The sequence below is a fragment of the Luteolibacter sp. SL250 genome, from assembly GCF_026625605.1.
Lineage (GTDB): Bacteria > Verrucomicrobiota > Verrucomicrobiia > Verrucomicrobiales > Akkermansiaceae > Luteolibacter.
Genome location: NZ_CP113054.1, coordinates 3,009,537 through 3,024,782, shown reverse-complemented (window position 1 = coordinate 3,024,782; position 15,246 = coordinate 3,009,537). Strand labels below are relative to the sequence as shown.

The following is a 15,246-nucleotide window of genomic DNA, read 5'->3' as shown; positions in this document are numbered from 1 at the left end:
CGTTCATTGGGGACGGATGCCCCCCTTTTCCGATGGCATCCGTCTAACACCCTTTCAGTATCATGCCTACAGTCCGCTTTGCAGGAACAGTCACCGGAGAAAGAGACCCGAACCGTGAAATACGCGCCCGTTTGCTGGGCGAGCTCTTTGCCGCCGGATGGAACATTTACAACTCCAACGGGGATCAACGCATCTCCCTGTCCAACATCCAGAAAAAGATCATCGAGTCCGATGCTTTCCTGTTCACACCGGGGGCGACGCTCGAAGACCTTTTCAAGGCCGTCTCCATCTTCGTCGGCTACCAGACGCTGGACAAGCATCTGGCTGGGAAACCGACGGTGCTGCTGAACACCGATGCGTCATGGGACCCGCTATTCAAGCTCTTCGCTCACCTGCACGGATTGGGCACCATCCGCCAGGACCACCGGGACTATCTTCTGATGGCGGATGAAGTCGCACAGGTCGTCCCGCTGTTGGAGACCGCCCGAATGCGCGGCGTGCCGGAAGTCCCGCATGAACACATTGCGGCCATGTCGGCCGGGAGCTTCGAGAATGCGCCCCCCGCTGGCCACCTCGGCAACGTGTGCGTCTTCTGCTCCGCTTCCATCTCGGATCCCGCCTACCTGGATGACGGCTACGCCTTTGGCAAGGCGCTGGCGGAGGCGCACCTGGGCTGCGTATCTGGTGCGGGGAACTCCGGCATCATGGGAGAGGTGGTGCGCGGCGCGGTGGAGGCTGGAGGTTGGGCGGCGGGTTCCAACGTGCCGCACATCATCGAACTGGAAGGCCTGCCCGCCGGGCTGTCCAGCTTCTGGTTGAAGCCGGACATCTACACCCGCATGGAGGTCATGATCGACAACTCCGACGCCTTCGTGATCTTTCCTGGTGGCGCGGGGACCGTTCAGGAGATGCTGGCTCTGATGATCTTCAAACAACAGCGGAATCCCGCTTTGGCGGGAAAGCCGGTGATCATCTTTGATCGGAAGGATTCTGCAGGTATCAGCTTCTGGGGGCCTCTCATCGGCATGCTCCGCCCCTGGCACCGCGACGGTGGCTTTACCGTGGTGGAGGATCTGGATCAGATCATCCCTGCCGCCCGGGCGTTGATGAGGGGAGGGGTCAGGAAACTGAGTGCCTGACCTTACGCGATGCTTTTCATCCTGAGGATGGAAATACCTTGGAAATCCATCCATTTCACGCTCGTATGGCGTTGGAATCGCCAGCCATTTCATTTTGAAAATCGGAATCCTCGCCAACCCTGACAAACCCGGAGCGGTCAAAACCTTGAACGACCTCCGGCAGGCGCTGGAATCCCGCGGATGCACGACCGTGCTGGACCTCCAGTCCGCCAGGTTGATGGATGAACCCGGTGGCATTTCCGCCGCCGATTTCGCCCAGGAAGTGGACATCGCCGCCGTCCTGGGAGGGGATGGCACCATGCTCAATGCCGTGCTGCGGTTGGGCGACTTCCGGAAGCCCGTGGCAGGCATCAACATCGGCACGCTCGGCTTCCTCACCAGTTGCACGGACGAGGAACTGGACGCCTTCGCGGAATCCCTCACCAGCGGCAACTACCGCATCAGCGAGCGGACGATGCTGCAGGCCAGTGTCATCCGCCCCGGTAAGGACGCTGAGATTTTCACCGCCCTCAACGAAGTGACGCTGGCCCGTGGTGAAACCGGCCGCCTCGTCTCTGTCGGGGCCTCCGTGAATGGCGACTTTCTCAACCGTTACAAGGCGGACGGCCTCATCGTTGCCACGCCCACCGGTTCCACCGCCTACTCACTCTCCGCCGGGGGGCCGCTCATGGACCCGGGTGCGAATGTGTGGGTCATCACCCCCATCTGCCCGCACAGCCTCAGCCAGCGCTCCCTGGTGATTGGCGACGACTCCGTGATCGAACTTTTCCCCGACGATCACGGGGATGGCGCGATGCTGTTCACCGCGGATGGCCGGGATAACACGCTCATTGGCCCGGGTGACAGGATCGAAGTCCACAAATCGCCACGCGCATTCAAGCTCGTCAGGCCGAACGGCGGCTCCTTCTATGAGGCGCTGCGGCAGAAGCTCCGCTGGCAGGGACTGTGAACCCTCAGGCAACCGTCGCGGCATGGCCTGCCGCCAGCTCCAGTGTCAGGTCGATCTTTCCGATCAACCGGGAGCGCAGTTGCATCGCCTGAAACGAAAGGCGTTTCTGCTCCCCCTCATACTCCCGGCGGCCTTCGGAAGTCTCGATCCGGACTGGATCAAGCCCCCAGGTAGCGAGGTCATACGGACTGGCCCGCATGTCCAGTTCACGCAGATCCATCGCGAGCTCGAAGCAATCCAGCAGCAGTTCGGAGCCCGCCCACGGCATCACCTTCGCGCACCATTTGTACAGATCCATGTTCGCATGCACGCAGCCCGGTTGCTCGTTCTGCAGCCGGGTTTCCAGCGATGGTTGCAGCCGGTTGAACGCCCGTGCCCCGGGCGCGAAGAACCGGAACGCATCGTGGTGGGAGCAGCAGATCGGGCGGGACTCGACGAACGCGTCGATCTCAGCCTGCGGCAGCCGCAGCGAAGTCACCTTCTCATGCCGCACCACCGCACCGCCATGGACCATCGCCCACTCGTGCAGACCGTGGCAGGAAAAGAACGGCGGGCGCGAAGCTGTCGCCGCAAGCAGATCCCGGATCCACGAGATGCGCCCGCGCTCCTTCTCCGTCATCAACCCCGGCTCCGCCGAAATGATCCCACTGTCCCGCACATAATGCCGGGAATGGAAGGTCATCTCCTCCGGCAATGCGGATCCCTCCGGCCACTCCAACGCCACACCTGTACCCGGCTGCCAGTGCTCCAGCAGCGAGAGGGGGAATGGATAATATTGGAACAGGAAATCCTCGATCGGGTGGGGGATCCCGCAGTCCTTTCGCCGTCGTGCTGGCCCCGTATGACGGGCCGCCCGCTCGCGATGCGAACGTGCCATTTCCCGCCAGACATCGGCGGAAAGGACGGTCATCTGCGGCGTGCGGTCCATCGTTGGCGCGAAAGAATCATAAAGTTCGGTTTAATGCAAAATTTCCCTTGCGAAGTCCGGAGTCCGCCCCTAAACATCCGGCCCCGCGACGAAAGTCGCATGGTTCCAACCGCGGGATGGAGCAGCCAGGTAGCTCGTCAGGCTCATAACCTGAAGGTCGTAGGTTCAAATCCTACTCCCGCAACCAATGAAAGCCGTTGAACTCATTTCGAGTTCAACGGCTTTCGCCTTTTCTGGATTTCATCGGGGGGCTGAAAAAGGAGACTGTTTCCAAACCGAGTCTGTGAGTATTGGTCGGTATTGAGTGATGGAGGATTCGGGTTCTTCCCCGCTTCTCCGAGGGAGGACGCTCTCATAAATAAGAACGGATGTTTCTTGGATGATGGCCGAAAGTGGGGCGTTCACCACGTTGATCGGCCCGCGGAATCCGGAGATCGGATGGCACTTCCCCGCTAGGTTTGCGAGCGGGCGGATTTGCCGTCAACGGCGGCCCGATTTGTCAAAGCCGTCCCTCCTCGTCGTCATAGACGTCAAAGAAAAAGCGGATTCGATGGGGATGCGGGCAGTACCGCGGGATATAGGTCTCGTAGTAGGTCTGGTAGGAATCCGGCAGGTCGCAGAGGAGCTGGCAGCGCATCTGGTTGTTCCAGCGCACGATCTCCTCCTGCTCCGAAACCTTGGACTTTCCGGAGAGCCACCGGCCGCAGGCATCGTCATCGGCGCCAGTGGCGATGAACGAACGGAACTCCATGGGACTGACACCGGTGAACTGCCATAGGAACGCGGCCAACCCACAGGGATGATAGTTGTATTCCCCGAGCACGCCGAGAAGATCCGCCCGCCCCTTGTCCACAACACGGGCTGCGATGACGTAGCCGCCAAGTGTCTCATGAGGACTGCGTGGCGGCACGGTGCGGAGGTCCGTTGCCAGGGGTTTCAGAGCGTCCGGGTTCACGGTGCCGGAGGGATGGGGAACAGATGGCGGAACCTTCCTCTCTCTGTCCAGAGCAGGAAGGCGGAGCAGAGGGAGACCACCAGCGGCAAAGGAAACAGGCCGGCGCCGCCGAGAAGGAATCCGTGGAAGCAGAGAATGTTCACAACGATGGGGCCGACAATGAGCAAGCCGAGCGAGCGGGTGGCCGGTACCAGGGTGAGCAGGCTCCCGAGGATCTCCAGCACCTTGACGAAAGTGAAGTAACCTGTGGGAACCATGGCCCCCATGAAAAGTGCGGGCGCGGAGCCTTCAGGAGGGGCCGGCATTTCCTGAAACCTGAAGAAGTGGTTCCAGGCGGCGAACTGGAAGATCCCGAAAAGGAGGAAAGCTGCGACGTTGGCGGCGGGTTTCATGGTGAGCTGCGGAGGTTCCGCCTGCGGCGGAACTGCCGCAGGCGGATTGGGTTTCGGGGGGACTCCCGGTTATTGTTGGTTGAGCTTCGTTTCCTTGCCGTCGCGCTGGATCTGCTGGGCCTTGTCGTAGCTCTCGATGAGAGCCTTGTAGGGGGGCACGATGTAGTCCACCATGGCTTGGGCGAAGTCCCACGCATCCGGACGGTTCCATGTCGCCATGAGTTCGGCCAGAACCGCATAGGTGTCGGTGGGGTAGGCTCCTGCCTGGGTGATCCGTGCGATGGTGATGTCAGTTGCCATGGACGACCAGTTGCCCGACGCATCGACGACACAGAAGACCTTGTAGCCATCCGCAAGCGCGCTCAATGTCGGGAATGACATGCAGACGCTGGTGAGCGTGCCGGCGATGATGAGGGTCTTGCGGCCGGTTTTCTCAATGGCCTCCACCCACGCCGGGTTGTGCCAGGCATTGATCTGGCCGGTGCGGGGGATGTAGACGCAATCGGGGTTCTGGTCGTGGATCTCCGGAATCAGCGGGCCATTCGGACCGTCGGGCACCGAAGCGGTGGAAAAGGTCGGTATCTTGGCCAAATATGAGACCCGGGACAGACAGGCCGCATGTCTGCGCAGCGCGGGTTGGTCGATATCGCGGACGAGTTGGAAAAGTCCGCTCTGGTGGTCGATCAGGCACATCACGGCATCCGCCGGATCGATCATGTTTTCTGGAATGTTCATCGTGATTGTTGGGTCTTGTTGGTGATTTTGAATCGGGTTGGATACTCCGTCAGAAACCTTCGGGAGCGGTCATCTTATCCCAACACCCCTGATCCTCAAAATGCTCTCTTGCGTTGCTCAGCATGCCTGTTCAGCATGCTCTTTCATGGACGTCGGATTACGTTCTTTGAGGTACTTTCTGACCGTGGCTGAAGAGGAGAACATCAGCCGGGCTGCGGAGCGGCTCCATATTGCCCAGCCCGCTTTGAGCCGGCGCATGAGTGACCTCGAATCCCAGATGGGGATCTCCCTCTTCGTCAGGACTGGCCGGTCGATCCGGCTCACTTTCGCAGGGCAGCATTTCCTCACCCAGGCCCGGGATCTGATCTCCCGGCTCGACCGGATCTTCGAATCGGTCAGGGAATTGGACGGACAGCAATCGAAGGAACTCCGTGTCGGCTATGTACCTTCGATGTCCAGCCGCATACTTCCGGAGGTTCTGAAAGAAATGCGCCGGGCTTGTCCATGGATCCGCGTGACTCTCTTCGATCTGGACACGTCTTCCATGGTCAAGGGGCTGGCGGACGGGGATCTCGGCGCGGCCTTGTTGGTCAGGATACCGGGAACGCCACTTCGCGGTATCGACTACCATGAGATCACAAGGCATTCGCCGTGTGTCGTGATGTCAACGGGACATCCGCTCTCCGCGCGTGATGAGCTGGATGTTGCCGAGATCACCGGGTTTCCGATCGTGGTGTTTTGCAGGAAAGGCTATCCCGAGCACCATCGTTGGCTTGAGGGGATTTTTGGCAGGCCCAACCAGATGAAGATCCAAACCGAGTGTGATTCGGTTGCGAGCATGCTCGCGATGGTGGAATCAGGTGAAGGAGTGGCGGTGGTGCAGGAAGGATTCGAGAGTCTGTCTCCTGGCCTGGTGGTTGCGCGGCCAATCCGGAATGCGGTCGCACATCGCTTTTCATTCGGCATCGCGTGCCGGTCAAGGGAGAGTAGTCCTGAATTGCAGGAGCTCGTCCGTCTGGTGATTGCTTCCGCCGGGAAATCAGGGAGCTTTGGCTCGGTTTCTTGAACCAAGTTTTTGGGATATCGTGTGGGGAGTGGTCGATGGTGGTGTGTTATCCCTCCATTGAGGGATGAATACCACGCTTGGGACTGGCAGGATGGCCGGCATCGGGATCAGTCCTGCTGGTCGCCACGCATCCGGAATGGATCTCCGGCCCTGCATTTCCGTTTTTTCCATGTCCAAGCTTCCGATGAAGACCATTGCCACCATCCTCTTCGCCCTATTTCCGCTTGCCCTGCACGGGGCTGGGTTGAAACCGACGTCCACCACGGTCGGGGAGAGTTTCAGGAATCCTGTGGGTTACAGCTTGCAGGATCTATCCTTCTCCTGGCAGTTGCCGCTGGTGCGGAATGGCACCGCGCAGACGGCCTACCGGGTGGTCGTGGCGAGCAGCGCGGACAAGCTGCCGGACAAGGCGGATGTATGGGACAGCGGGAAGATCGATTCACCGCAGTCGGTGAAGGTGGACTACAAGGGTCCGGCGCTCCGGTCGCGTGACAGGCGTTACTGGATGGTGAAGGTTTGGGACGAGGTCGGAGCGGAAGGTGCATGGTCGGAGGTGAACCACTTCGAGGCCGGCCTGATGGACAACAGCGAGTGGAAAGGGCAGTGGATCTCCGGGGATCTGCCCACCGGTCGGAAGGAGTATCTTTTCAACCGCTCTTCCGTCCCGAAGGGCAAGAAGGCGAGCTACGACTTCATGAAGCCCGCTTATCTCCGCAAGGAGTTCGGGGCGTCCAAGGAAGTGACCAGTGCCCGCTTTTACGCGACGGCGAAGGGGATTTACAAGGCGAGCATCAACGGGCGCCAACTGGACTCCAGGACGCAGTGGGTCCCCGGGTGGACACAGCATGACATACGTCTACAGACGGACACTTATGACGTCACTTCGCTCATCCAGCAGGGAGGAAATGCCATCGGTGTGCTGGTCGGCGACGGCTGGTTTGCGGGGCAGTTGCACCGCAAGCGCAGGGATAACAAGAAGCCGTGGTTTCTGGGCCAACTGGAGATCACCTACTCCGACGGAACCAAGGAGGTGATCTCCACCGACGGCACCTGGCAGGCGTCCACCGGTCCCATCGTCTTCGGGGACATCTTCGACGGTGAGGACTACGATGCGAACGCGGAGATGCCGGGCTGGGACAAGCCGGGCTTCAACGCCAGGGAGTGGACCAAACCTGAGGTGCAGGATATCGACAAGGCGGTGGCGCTGGACCCACGCCGCAACCAACCGGTCAGCGAGATGCAGGAGCTGACCCCGGCAAGTGTGAAGGAGATAGCGGATGGTGTCTTCATCTTCGACATGGGCCAGAACATGGTCGGCTGGCCGCGCCTGGTGGATATGCCGGTGGAAAAAGGCAGCGTGGTGAAGCTGCGTTTCGCAGAGGTTCTGCGCCCGGACGGCACCCTCTACGTGGACAACTACCGCGCCGCGATCTCCGAGGACACCTACACGCCGAAGGAGGATGGACGCATCACTTGGGCACCCACCCTGACTTTCCATGGATTCCAGTATGTGGAGGTCAGCGGCCTGAAGAAGGGGGAGAAGCCGGGTGTAGGGAATCTGAAGGGCGTGGTCCTGCACAATGCCATGCCGATGACCGGTGGATTCGAATGCTCCAACGAAAAGATCAACCGCCTCCAGAGCAACATCCAGTGGGGCCAGCGGGGGAACTTCTTCTCGGTTCCGACGGACTGTCCGCAGCGGGACGAGCGGCTGGGATGGACGGGCGATGCCCAGGTCTTCGCTCCCACCTCCACCTTCAACATGGATGTTGAGGGATTCTTCACGAAGTGGTTGGTCGATGTGAACGACCTGCAGGACGAGCGGGGAGCCTACCCGAATGTGGCGCCCTTCGGCGTGAAGAACCGGGGCAGCGGCGGCTGGTCGGACGCGGGCATCATCGTGCCCTACGAGATGTACATGGCCTACGGAAACACGAAGATCTTCGAGGATCACTACGATCAGATGAAGAAGTGGATCCACTTCCTGCGTGACCACTCCTCGAAGAATCTGATCCGCATGGGATTCGGCTTCGGCGACTGGCTCCAGCCGAACTCCGTCTCCGCGCAGCGCAGTGGCAAGGAGCGCGGCAGTGACACACCCAACGCACTGGTCGGCACCGCCTACCACTACCGCACCACGCTGATGATGGAGCACATGGCCAGGGTGCTGGGCAAGGAGGATGATGCGAAGGAGTTCGCAGCACTTGCGCAGGAGATCAAAGTTGCCTTCAACCGCGCCTTCGTCGGGGAAGCGGGACGTGTCGACAGGAACGGAAAGAAGACCTTCACCGAAAGCCAGACCGCCTACCTCGTCCCGCTCAGCTTCGGACTGCTGGATGAGGAAACCGCGAAGCTCGCCGCCGGCCACTTGGTGCGGAAGATCAAGGAAGATGGCAGCCACCTGAATACCGGCTTCATCGGCACGCCGATCCTCACCTCCGTGCTCGCCCGGATCGGCGAGGTGGATTTGGCCTATGAGCTATTGGAGAAGGAAACCTATCCTTCCTGGTTGTTCACCGTCAACCAGGGTGCCACCACCATGTGGGAACGCTGGGACGCCTATTCAAAGGAGAAAGGCATCCACCCGGCGCGAGGGAATTCCCTCAACCACTATGCCTACGGTGCCATCGGGAAATGGCTCTACGCCAGCGTGGCCGGACTGAACTACGATGAGCGGCAGCCCGGCTACAAGAACGTCATCTTCGCTCCGATCCCCGGCGGTACGCTCACCCACGCCTCCGCCTGGCACCAGACCCCATATGGTCGTGCCTCCAGTGCGTGGAAGAAGTCCGGCGACAGCTTCGAGTGGAAAGTGGAGATCCCCGCAAACTCCACCGGGACCCTTGTCTTTCCGACCAGGAAGCTCGATTCGGTCAAGGTGGACGGCGATCCGGTGGGAGCGGCCTCGATGAATCTCAAGAGTGGGAATTACACCGTGACACTTAAGCTCTAGCATCCGGGGGAGGAATGTGGTCAGTAGGAAGCCGCGCACTCCATGATCCTCATCCGCCATCTCACGCTCCTCCTTTTCCTGTTGTCCCATCCGGCAGTTCTCGCCGCGGAGAAGGGGGACAAAGTCAGGCCGAACATCCTGCTCGTCATCACGGATGACGAAAGCTGGCTGGAGAAGAGCGCCTATGGCTGGAGCAAGGTGGCGACGCCCCATTTTGATCGTGTGGCGAAGGAAGGTGCGTTGTTCAGGTATGCCTACACTTCCGCGCCGAGCTGCGCACCGTCCCGCGCGGCCCTGCTCACCGGCAGGAATTTCTGGGAACTGGAGCAGGGTGCGTTCATCCAGGCGTGGTTGCCCAGGAAGTTCGCCGTGTTTCCAAAACTGCTCTCGGACGCCGGCTATCATACAGGCCGGATCGGGAAAGGGTGGGGGCCGGGTGTCTTCCCACCGGAAGGTCATGGCGACGATGTGGCGGGAAAGGTCTATAACACGGTGAAAGTCGGGAAACCGGAGAAGCATGTGTCCGCCATCGACTATATGGCGAACTTCTCGCAGTTCCTCGATGAAAGGAAAGAAGGTGCGCCGTTCTTCTGCTGGCTGGGTATCATGGAGCCGCATGGCCCGTGGGCACCGGTCAACCGGGTGAAGCTGGAGAAGAAATTCGGAGTGTTGGCGGATGACATCGCGATGCCGGGCTTTCTGGAGGACACGCCCAAGGTGCGGGGCCAGCGTGCGGACATGTATTATGAAGTGAAGCTGGCGGATGAGACGCTGGGGAAGGCGCTGGCGGAACTGGAACGCAGGGGAGAGCTGGACAATACCATCGTTGTGGTGACCTCGGACAATGGGACCGCATGTGCAGGCTCGAAGGCGTCCCCTTACGACTGGGGTGTTCATGAACCGCTGGCCGTGCGGTGGCCCGGGGTGGTGAAGTCCGGCCGCTCGGTCGATGATTTCGTGAATTTTTCCGATCTCGCTCCCACCTTGCTGGAGGCCGCCGGAGTTCCGGTGCCTGAGGCCATGAGCGGGAAAAGCCTGATGCCCATCCTGCGCTCGCCGGAGTCAGGCCGGATCGACCCTTCGCGCGATTGGATAGCCACGGGGCTGGAGTGGCATGGCGAGCAGCCCCCGGAGTGCCTGGCTTCCCGCACCATCCGCGACCATCGTTTCCAATACCTCATCCGTTTCCCACGGAATGGTGTTCCCACGGAGGAATTCTACGATCTGGAGAATGACCCGGATCACAAAAGGAACCTCGCCGGTGACGATGCGTATGCTTCCAGGCGGAATGGTCTGAAGGAACGCCTGAAGGACTACCAGATGCAAACCGGCGATCCGCGCGGGACCGGGAAGATGGAACTCTTCGACGCGACGAGGAAGTTCGTCGAATCAAGGAAAGCCGCAGGCTACAAGGAGTGATGAGGGCATGGAGAAATTGGTGACTGCGGAGGCACGCCGCTGAAGGGATTCATGAAGAAAGATCGCGGCACCCGGTGTTCACGGATGCCGCGGAGGTGGATCAGTCGATCTGGGGGAGTCGAAAGGCCATCAACCGCCGCCCTGAAGATGAACCCGGATCGAAGCCGGTCACTGGCGCGAGTTATGGAAACCGCAGATGATCTTGCTTGAAATGATGAGCGTATCTGGATAAGTGCTGGATCTTGCCATGGAAACCGCCGACTTTCTGAAATTCCGGAGCAACATGCTTAAAGACAATCTTGGATACTCCAATTCCGATATGGAGTATCTTTTCAATGTTCTGAAGCGATGTATGGCATACGGTGTTGCTGGTGCGGGAGTGGGTGCGTACGCTGGCGCGAATGCAGGGATGATCACCTTGGGAACCATGACGATTCCTGCTGTCGTGGTGGGGGCTCTGGCCGGTTATGTGGGTGGTACTGCCAGTTGCGCCATTGGCTTGGGATCGCTGAAAGGCCATCTCGACGAGATTGTCCGCATCCGTCCCTGAAAGGGAAAGGCCTCACGCGGCTCTCCTGTCAGGAAGTGACTGCGCGAGGCCCTCGGAAAAGGCAACAGGGGTAAGAGGAGTATCCTCAGCTTGCAAACAAGGGGCTGCGTTTCAGCGCCGGGTGGCGGACTTCATACCCCTTCTCCTGAGGGATTGATGTATCGCGGCGGGTGACCACTTCGTGGAGCATTTTTCCGTGGGTGCTTGCGGGAGTTTTGGTCTGACCACTGAGGAAGATGGCGGTGGTGACCCAGAAATCCATGACGGGGGCGTTTTTCATGATGTCGGATCATTCATTCATATCGGTTTGATATCAAGATCCCCGGATCACGTAATCGCGTGTGGGCTTGGTGGCCGGATGGGTGAATCCGGACGGTGAGGTCTGATAGATTCTGATAGACATGGCTGGATGGCTGTTGCCTCCCGCCTTGGGGCGTGGGACCGCGACATCGAGCGCAAGGCCGCTGACGTATTGAGGAAGGAACGTGGGTGCCATCCTCTCACGGGCTGGAGGATATGACGATGCCCCTAAAAAACATTCGTCCCGGTCTTCCGATGGAAGCCGGGACGCGAATGTTGGAGCGGAACCTTGGTGTTCCCGCCATGAAGGGGGTATGGCCGTTACTTCTTCATGTCCTCTTCATCGTCGATGCTGTGGTTCAGGATGAACTGCAGGTCGTCGAGGCCGAGGTTGGAGGCGAAGCCTTCGTCGCCGAGCACGTTGGTGACGAGCTGGGTCTTCTGGTGCTGGAGGATCCGGATCTTCTCCTCCACCGTGTCACGGGTGAGCAGGCGGTAGGCGATGACCTTGTTCTTCTGGCCGATGCGGTGGGTACGGTCGATGGCCTGGTTCTCCACGGCCGGGTTCCACCATGGATCATAGAGGATGACGTAGGACGCGGACGTCAGGTTCAGACCGGCGCCACCGGCTTTCAGGGAAAGCATGAAGACGGATGGATCCTTGGTGGTCTGGAAGCGCTCGATTTCGCCTTTCCGGTCCTTGGTCTGGCCGGTGAGGTAGTGGTAGGGGCGGCCTTCCAGTTCGAGGCGGGCCTTGATGAGGTCCAGCATCGACACGAACTGGGAGAAGACGAGCACCTTGTGGCCTTCCTCGTGGAGCTGGTCCAGCAGGTAGAAGAGGGACTCCATCTTCGCGGATTCCTCCTTGAGGTACTTCGGATCGATGAGACCCGGGTGACAGCAGATCTGGCGGAGGCGCATGAGGCCTTGCAGGATCGCGAAGGAGTTCTTCTTCACCGCCTCGTCGGAGTCGAGACCGAGGAGTGCTTTCTGGATGCGCTTGAGCTCCGCCTTGTAGAGCTCGATCTGGACGCCTTCCATCTTGGAGTAAACTTCCTCTTCCGTCCTCGGCGGGAGATCCTGCGCCACCTGGAGTTTCGTCCGACGCAGCAGGAACGGCCGCAGGCGGGATGCGAGGCGGGTCTGGGAAAGGGGATCCTTCCGCTTGTCGAAGCGCTTCTTGAAATAGGCGCGGGAACCGAGCACGCCCGGCATTGCGAAAGCCATGAGCGACCACATGTCCAGCAGGCGGTTTTCGATGGGCGTACCGGTGAGGACTAGCCGGTTCTGGGAGTCCAGTTCCCGGGCGGCTTTCGCTGCCTTGGAGTCCGGGTTCTTGATCTGCTGGCCTTCATCCAGAATGGTGGTGAGCCATTTCACCTCATTGAGCAGATCACCGCAGACACGGAGCTGGGCGTAGTTGAGGACGAGGATGTCGATTTTGTTCTGGATCTCGTTGACGTCGATGTCCTCGCGGTTCTTGAGGATCTTGACGTTCAACATTGGCGTGAACTTGCCGGCCTCGCTGTGCCAGACGTCCAGAACGGACTTCGGGCAGACAACAAGCGCGGGCTTTTTCATTCCGCCCTGGCGTTCGTTTTCCTCGAAGAGCCAGAGCAGGTAGGTGAGGGACTGGATCGTTTTGCCCAGACCCATGTCGTCCGCCAGGATGCCGCCGAAGTTGTTCGTCGCCAGGTAGGCGAGGAACTTGAAACCATCGATCTGGTATGGGCGGAGCGTGGCGTTGAGGCCTTCCGGCACGTCCGGATTGACCTCGAGCTGGATGTCGCCGGCGCGGTTCTTGATGCGCTCCCATGCCTTCGGGTCGAAGACCTCCGCCGCCTTCGGATCGGCGAGCTGCAGGGCGTGCATGCGGTGGGTTTCCCCGGAAAGGTCGAACGGGTCCAGACCCAGACGGGTGACCGCCTCGCGTTGGTCCGCGTCCAGCTTGATCTCCAGGCGCATCCAGGAGCCGTCCTCCATGCGGACGTAGCCACCACGGGCGGCGACGAGCTGGCGGATCTGGGCCTTGGAAAGATTGACGCCCTGGACGTCGATGACGATGCGCAGGTCGAACCAGTCGATGTCCTGTCCGACGACTTCGAAGCGCACGGCGGCGGTGACCGGGTCTGCGAGGATCGATCTCAGGCGCAGGTCGATGTCCAGATCGACATTCTCCGGCATCGCTTTGATCCACTCCGCGAATTTCTCCGGGAACTGCTTCGTGATGCGGGATTTGAAGGAAAGCAGCTTCTCATCGTAGGTGAGACCCATTTCCTCGAGGATGGACGGCACGGGATAGAGGTCCTCACGGGCGAAGCGCAGGAGCTGCTTGCCCTTGAGTGGCTGCTGCTCGACCAGCTCCCAACCTTCTTTGGTCAGGCGCTCGGTGCGGCGGCCTTTCGACTCGATGGCCTGCACGTCGATGACGAGGTGCTCGGTCTCCGCAGCAGTCAGGCCGGCGACCAGCTTCATCTCGAAGCGTGGCTTCAGCTCCAGATCGACCACCCGCTTGACGAGGGACTCAGGAAGCGAGGCTCCGATCTTGCGGAGGAACTCGACACCTTCCAGGGAGTCGATCACGCGCTTGGGAATGAGGTAGCGCGGCATGACTTCCGTTTCCTCCAGCCAGCGTGGCGGGCCGGGGAAGACGGTTTCGTCGGATTGATAGAATTCCTTGCGGCCCGGTAGCAGGCGGACGGAGTGGGAGACGTTCTCTCCGGCGGCGGTGACCAGTTGGAGCGCGAAGGATTTCGGATCATACGGATCGTCCTCGCAGACCCACTTCAGGGCATCGGTGACGACCTTGAAATCCTTGTCGTCGAGGTTGACGATGTATCCTTTCAGCGCGGGCTGGCGGAAGATCCGGTTCATGAACCGGCAGGCTTCCTCCTGGTCGAAGTCGAGCGTGGTGTCGCCCTGCTTGCGGACATAGGAAAGGAAATGCTCCCACAGCGTCTGGCTGGAGGAGTCCATGAGCAGCGCGGCTTCATGGTGGAGGGAGACGTAATGCTCGATCTCGTTTTTCTCGCGGAGCTGGACCCAGACATTCGCCTTCTTCTCACGGACTTCCAGCCGGGCCTCGTTGATGGTGGCCACCAGGCGGAACTCCACGTCCAGCGGGGCTTCCTGCGGCGGGCGCTCGTTGACCTGCTCGATGCGGTCATACCAGGCGGCGACTTCGCGTTCCTGCTCCCAGTCGGCCATCTTCTTCTGAACGTGGCCGAGGTCGGTGATCACGCTCATGAACTCCGGGTAGGGGAGCTTCTTCTTGTAGAAGGCGTAGGCGATGTAGTTCCAGAACTCCAGGATGTCTCCCGGAGGCATCGGCCACAGTTCCAGCGGCTCGTAGGTGGTGATCTCCCAGCGGGGGGTGATGCGCACCATGTCATGGTCGTGCAGCTCGCCCTCGATCACATAGCGGCGGTAGCGTTTCTCGATCTTGGTGACGAAGTCGGCCTCCTTGTCGTCCAGTTCGCGGCCGAGTTTTTCCTCGATGATGTCCAGGATGGGGGTGTCATCGAACTCGTTGGGGGACTCCGGCAGGTCTTCCCCGCGGTGCATCCGCTCCATCATGGTGGCGTATTGGCAGGCCCCGGAGACGATCTCGTCCTCGGCGGTACAGGAGCCGAACCAACGGTTGCCCTGGAGACGGAGGCTCGTGCGGAAGGTGCCGGTTTCGTCCTCGACGCGGCCCTGGATGAAAAGGTGGTTTCCGAAAATCTGGGTGACGGCACCGTCCTTTTGAAGCATTTCACCGCGTTTGCGGGCCTCCTCAGGGAAGCTGTTCAGGAAGTTCAGTGTGGCTCTGTCTGGATTCATCGTATGATGGCTAAATTGGCTCCGGGATGAGCTCTATC

Annotated in this window: 12 protein-coding genes and 1 tRNA gene; 7 read left to right on the top strand and 6 right to left on the bottom strand. The window is 60.3% G+C overall.

Going from position 1 to position 15,246, the window contains the following annotated elements; genetic code table 11:
• The first annotated feature begins 62 nt into the window (after positions 1–62).
• Both OVA24_RS13370 and OVA24_RS13365 read left to right on the top strand, forming a co-directional pair.
• Positions 63–1,139, top strand: a complete 1,077-nt coding sequence (locus OVA24_RS13370) for an LOG family protein (RefSeq protein ID WP_267670346.1) — start codon at positions 63–65, stop codon at positions 1,137–1,139.
• 94 nt (positions 1,140–1,233) lie between these two features.
• Positions 1,234–2,088: an NAD(+)/NADH kinase gene (locus OVA24_RS13365; RefSeq protein ID WP_267670345.1), complete on the top strand. Its 855-nt coding sequence runs from the start codon at positions 1,234–1,236 to the stop codon at positions 2,086–2,088.
• Between the two features lie 4 nt (positions 2,089–2,092).
• Here the strand turns inward: OVA24_RS13365 and OVA24_RS13360 are convergent, their stop codons facing one another.
• Positions 2,093–3,016: a hypothetical protein gene (locus OVA24_RS13360; protein WP_267670344.1), complete on the bottom strand. Its 924-nt coding sequence runs from the start codon at positions 3,014–3,016 to the stop codon at positions 2,093–2,095.
• Between the two features lie 110 nt (positions 3,017–3,126).
• Between OVA24_RS13360 and OVA24_RS13355 the strand changes: the two genes are divergently transcribed.
• Positions 3,127–3,203, top strand: a tRNA-Met gene (locus OVA24_RS13355).
• A gap of 312 nt (positions 3,204–3,515) precedes the next feature.
• On the opposite strand, the gene OVA24_RS13350 is transcribed toward OVA24_RS13355, so the two are convergent.
• The 3 genes from OVA24_RS13350 to OVA24_RS13340 all read right to left on the bottom strand — a co-directional run bounded on the left by OVA24_RS13350 (position 3,516) and on the right by OVA24_RS13340 (position 5,098).
• Positions 3,516–3,971: a DUF5069 domain-containing protein gene (locus tag OVA24_RS13350; RefSeq protein WP_267670343.1), complete on the bottom strand. Its 456-nt coding sequence runs from the start codon at positions 3,969–3,971 to the stop codon at positions 3,516–3,518.
• Positions 3,968–4,363, bottom strand: coding sequence for a hypothetical protein (locus OVA24_RS13345; protein ID WP_267670342.1), 396 nt, complete (start codon positions 4,361–4,363; stop codon positions 3,968–3,970). Before OVA24_RS13345 ends, OVA24_RS13350 begins: the two co-directional genes overlap by 4 nt.
• A gap of 69 nt (positions 4,364–4,432) precedes the next feature.
• Positions 4,433–5,098, bottom strand: a complete 666-nt coding sequence (locus OVA24_RS13340; protein WP_267670341.1) for an isochorismatase family protein — start codon at positions 5,096–5,098, stop codon at positions 4,433–4,435.
• A 100-nt stretch (positions 5,099–5,198) separates the two neighbouring features.
• Here OVA24_RS13340 and OVA24_RS13335 point away from each other — a divergent pair, with 100 nt between their 5' ends.
• The 4 genes from OVA24_RS13335 to OVA24_RS13320 all read left to right on the top strand — a co-directional run bounded on the left by OVA24_RS13335 (position 5,199) and on the right by OVA24_RS13320 (position 11,086).
• Positions 5,199–6,164, top strand: a complete 966-nt coding sequence (locus OVA24_RS13335; protein WP_324287860.1) for a LysR family transcriptional regulator — start codon at positions 5,199–5,201, stop codon at positions 6,162–6,164.
• Between the two features lie 169 nt (positions 6,165–6,333).
• Positions 6,334–9,117, top strand: a complete 2,784-nt coding sequence (locus OVA24_RS13330; protein WP_267670338.1) for an alpha-L-rhamnosidase — start codon at positions 6,334–6,336, stop codon at positions 9,115–9,117.
• A gap of 42 nt (positions 9,118–9,159) precedes the next feature.
• Positions 9,160–10,536 (top strand): sulfatase family protein, encoded by a 1,377-nt coding sequence (locus OVA24_RS13325; protein WP_267670337.1) that lies wholly within the window; start codon positions 9,160–9,162, stop codon positions 10,534–10,536.
• 247 nt (positions 10,537–10,783) lie between these two features.
• A complete protein-coding gene (locus OVA24_RS13320; protein WP_267670336.1) occupies positions 10,784–11,086 on the top strand; it encodes a hypothetical protein in 303 nt (100 codons plus the stop codon).
• An 85-nt stretch (positions 11,087–11,171) separates the two neighbouring features.
• Here the strand turns inward: OVA24_RS13320 and OVA24_RS13315 are convergent, their stop codons facing one another.
• A complete protein-coding gene (locus tag OVA24_RS13315; protein ID WP_267670335.1) occupies positions 11,172–11,366 on the bottom strand; it encodes a hypothetical protein in 195 nt (64 codons plus the stop codon).
• Between the two features lie 341 nt (positions 11,367–11,707).
• Complete coding sequence (locus OVA24_RS13310) at positions 11,708–15,208, bottom strand: DEAD/DEAH box helicase (protein WP_267670334.1); 3,501 nt, start codon at positions 15,206–15,208, stop codon at positions 11,708–11,710.
• Positions 15,209–15,246: the final 38 nt, after the last annotated feature.

Excerpts from the sequence above, each read along its gene's own strand:
- OVA24_RS13315 (WP_267670335.1), bottom strand. The coding sequence starts at position 11,366 with ATGAAAAACGCCCCCGTCATGGATTTCTGGGTCACCACCGCCATCTTC.
- OVA24_RS13370 (WP_267670346.1), top strand. The coding sequence starts at position 63 with ATGCCTACAGTCCGCTTTGCAGGAACAGTCACCGGAGAAAGAGACCCG.
- OVA24_RS13360 (WP_267670344.1), bottom strand. The coding sequence starts at position 3,016 with ATGGACCGCACGCCGCAGATGACCGTCCTTTCCGCCGATGTCTGGCGG.
- OVA24_RS13320 (WP_267670336.1), top strand. The coding sequence starts at position 10,784 with ATGGAAACCGCCGACTTTCTGAAATTCCGGAGCAACATGCTTAAAGAC.
- OVA24_RS13335 (WP_324287860.1), top strand. The coding sequence starts at position 5,199 with ATGCTCTCTTGCGTTGCTCAGCATGCCTGTTCAGCATGCTCTTTCATG.
- OVA24_RS13345 (WP_267670342.1), bottom strand. The coding sequence starts at position 4,363 with ATGAAACCCGCCGCCAACGTCGCAGCTTTCCTCCTTTTCGGGATCTTC.
- OVA24_RS13325 (WP_267670337.1), top strand. The coding sequence starts at position 9,160 with ATGATCCTCATCCGCCATCTCACGCTCCTCCTTTTCCTGTTGTCCCAT.
- OVA24_RS13340 (WP_267670341.1), bottom strand. The coding sequence starts at position 5,098 with ATGAACATTCCAGAAAACATGATCGATCCGGCGGATGCCGTGATGTGC.
- OVA24_RS13330 (WP_267670338.1), top strand. The coding sequence starts at position 6,334 with ATGTCCAAGCTTCCGATGAAGACCATTGCCACCATCCTCTTCGCCCTA.
- OVA24_RS13310 (WP_267670334.1), bottom strand. The coding sequence starts at position 15,208 with ATGAATCCAGACAGAGCCACACTGAACTTCCTGAACAGCTTCCCTGAG.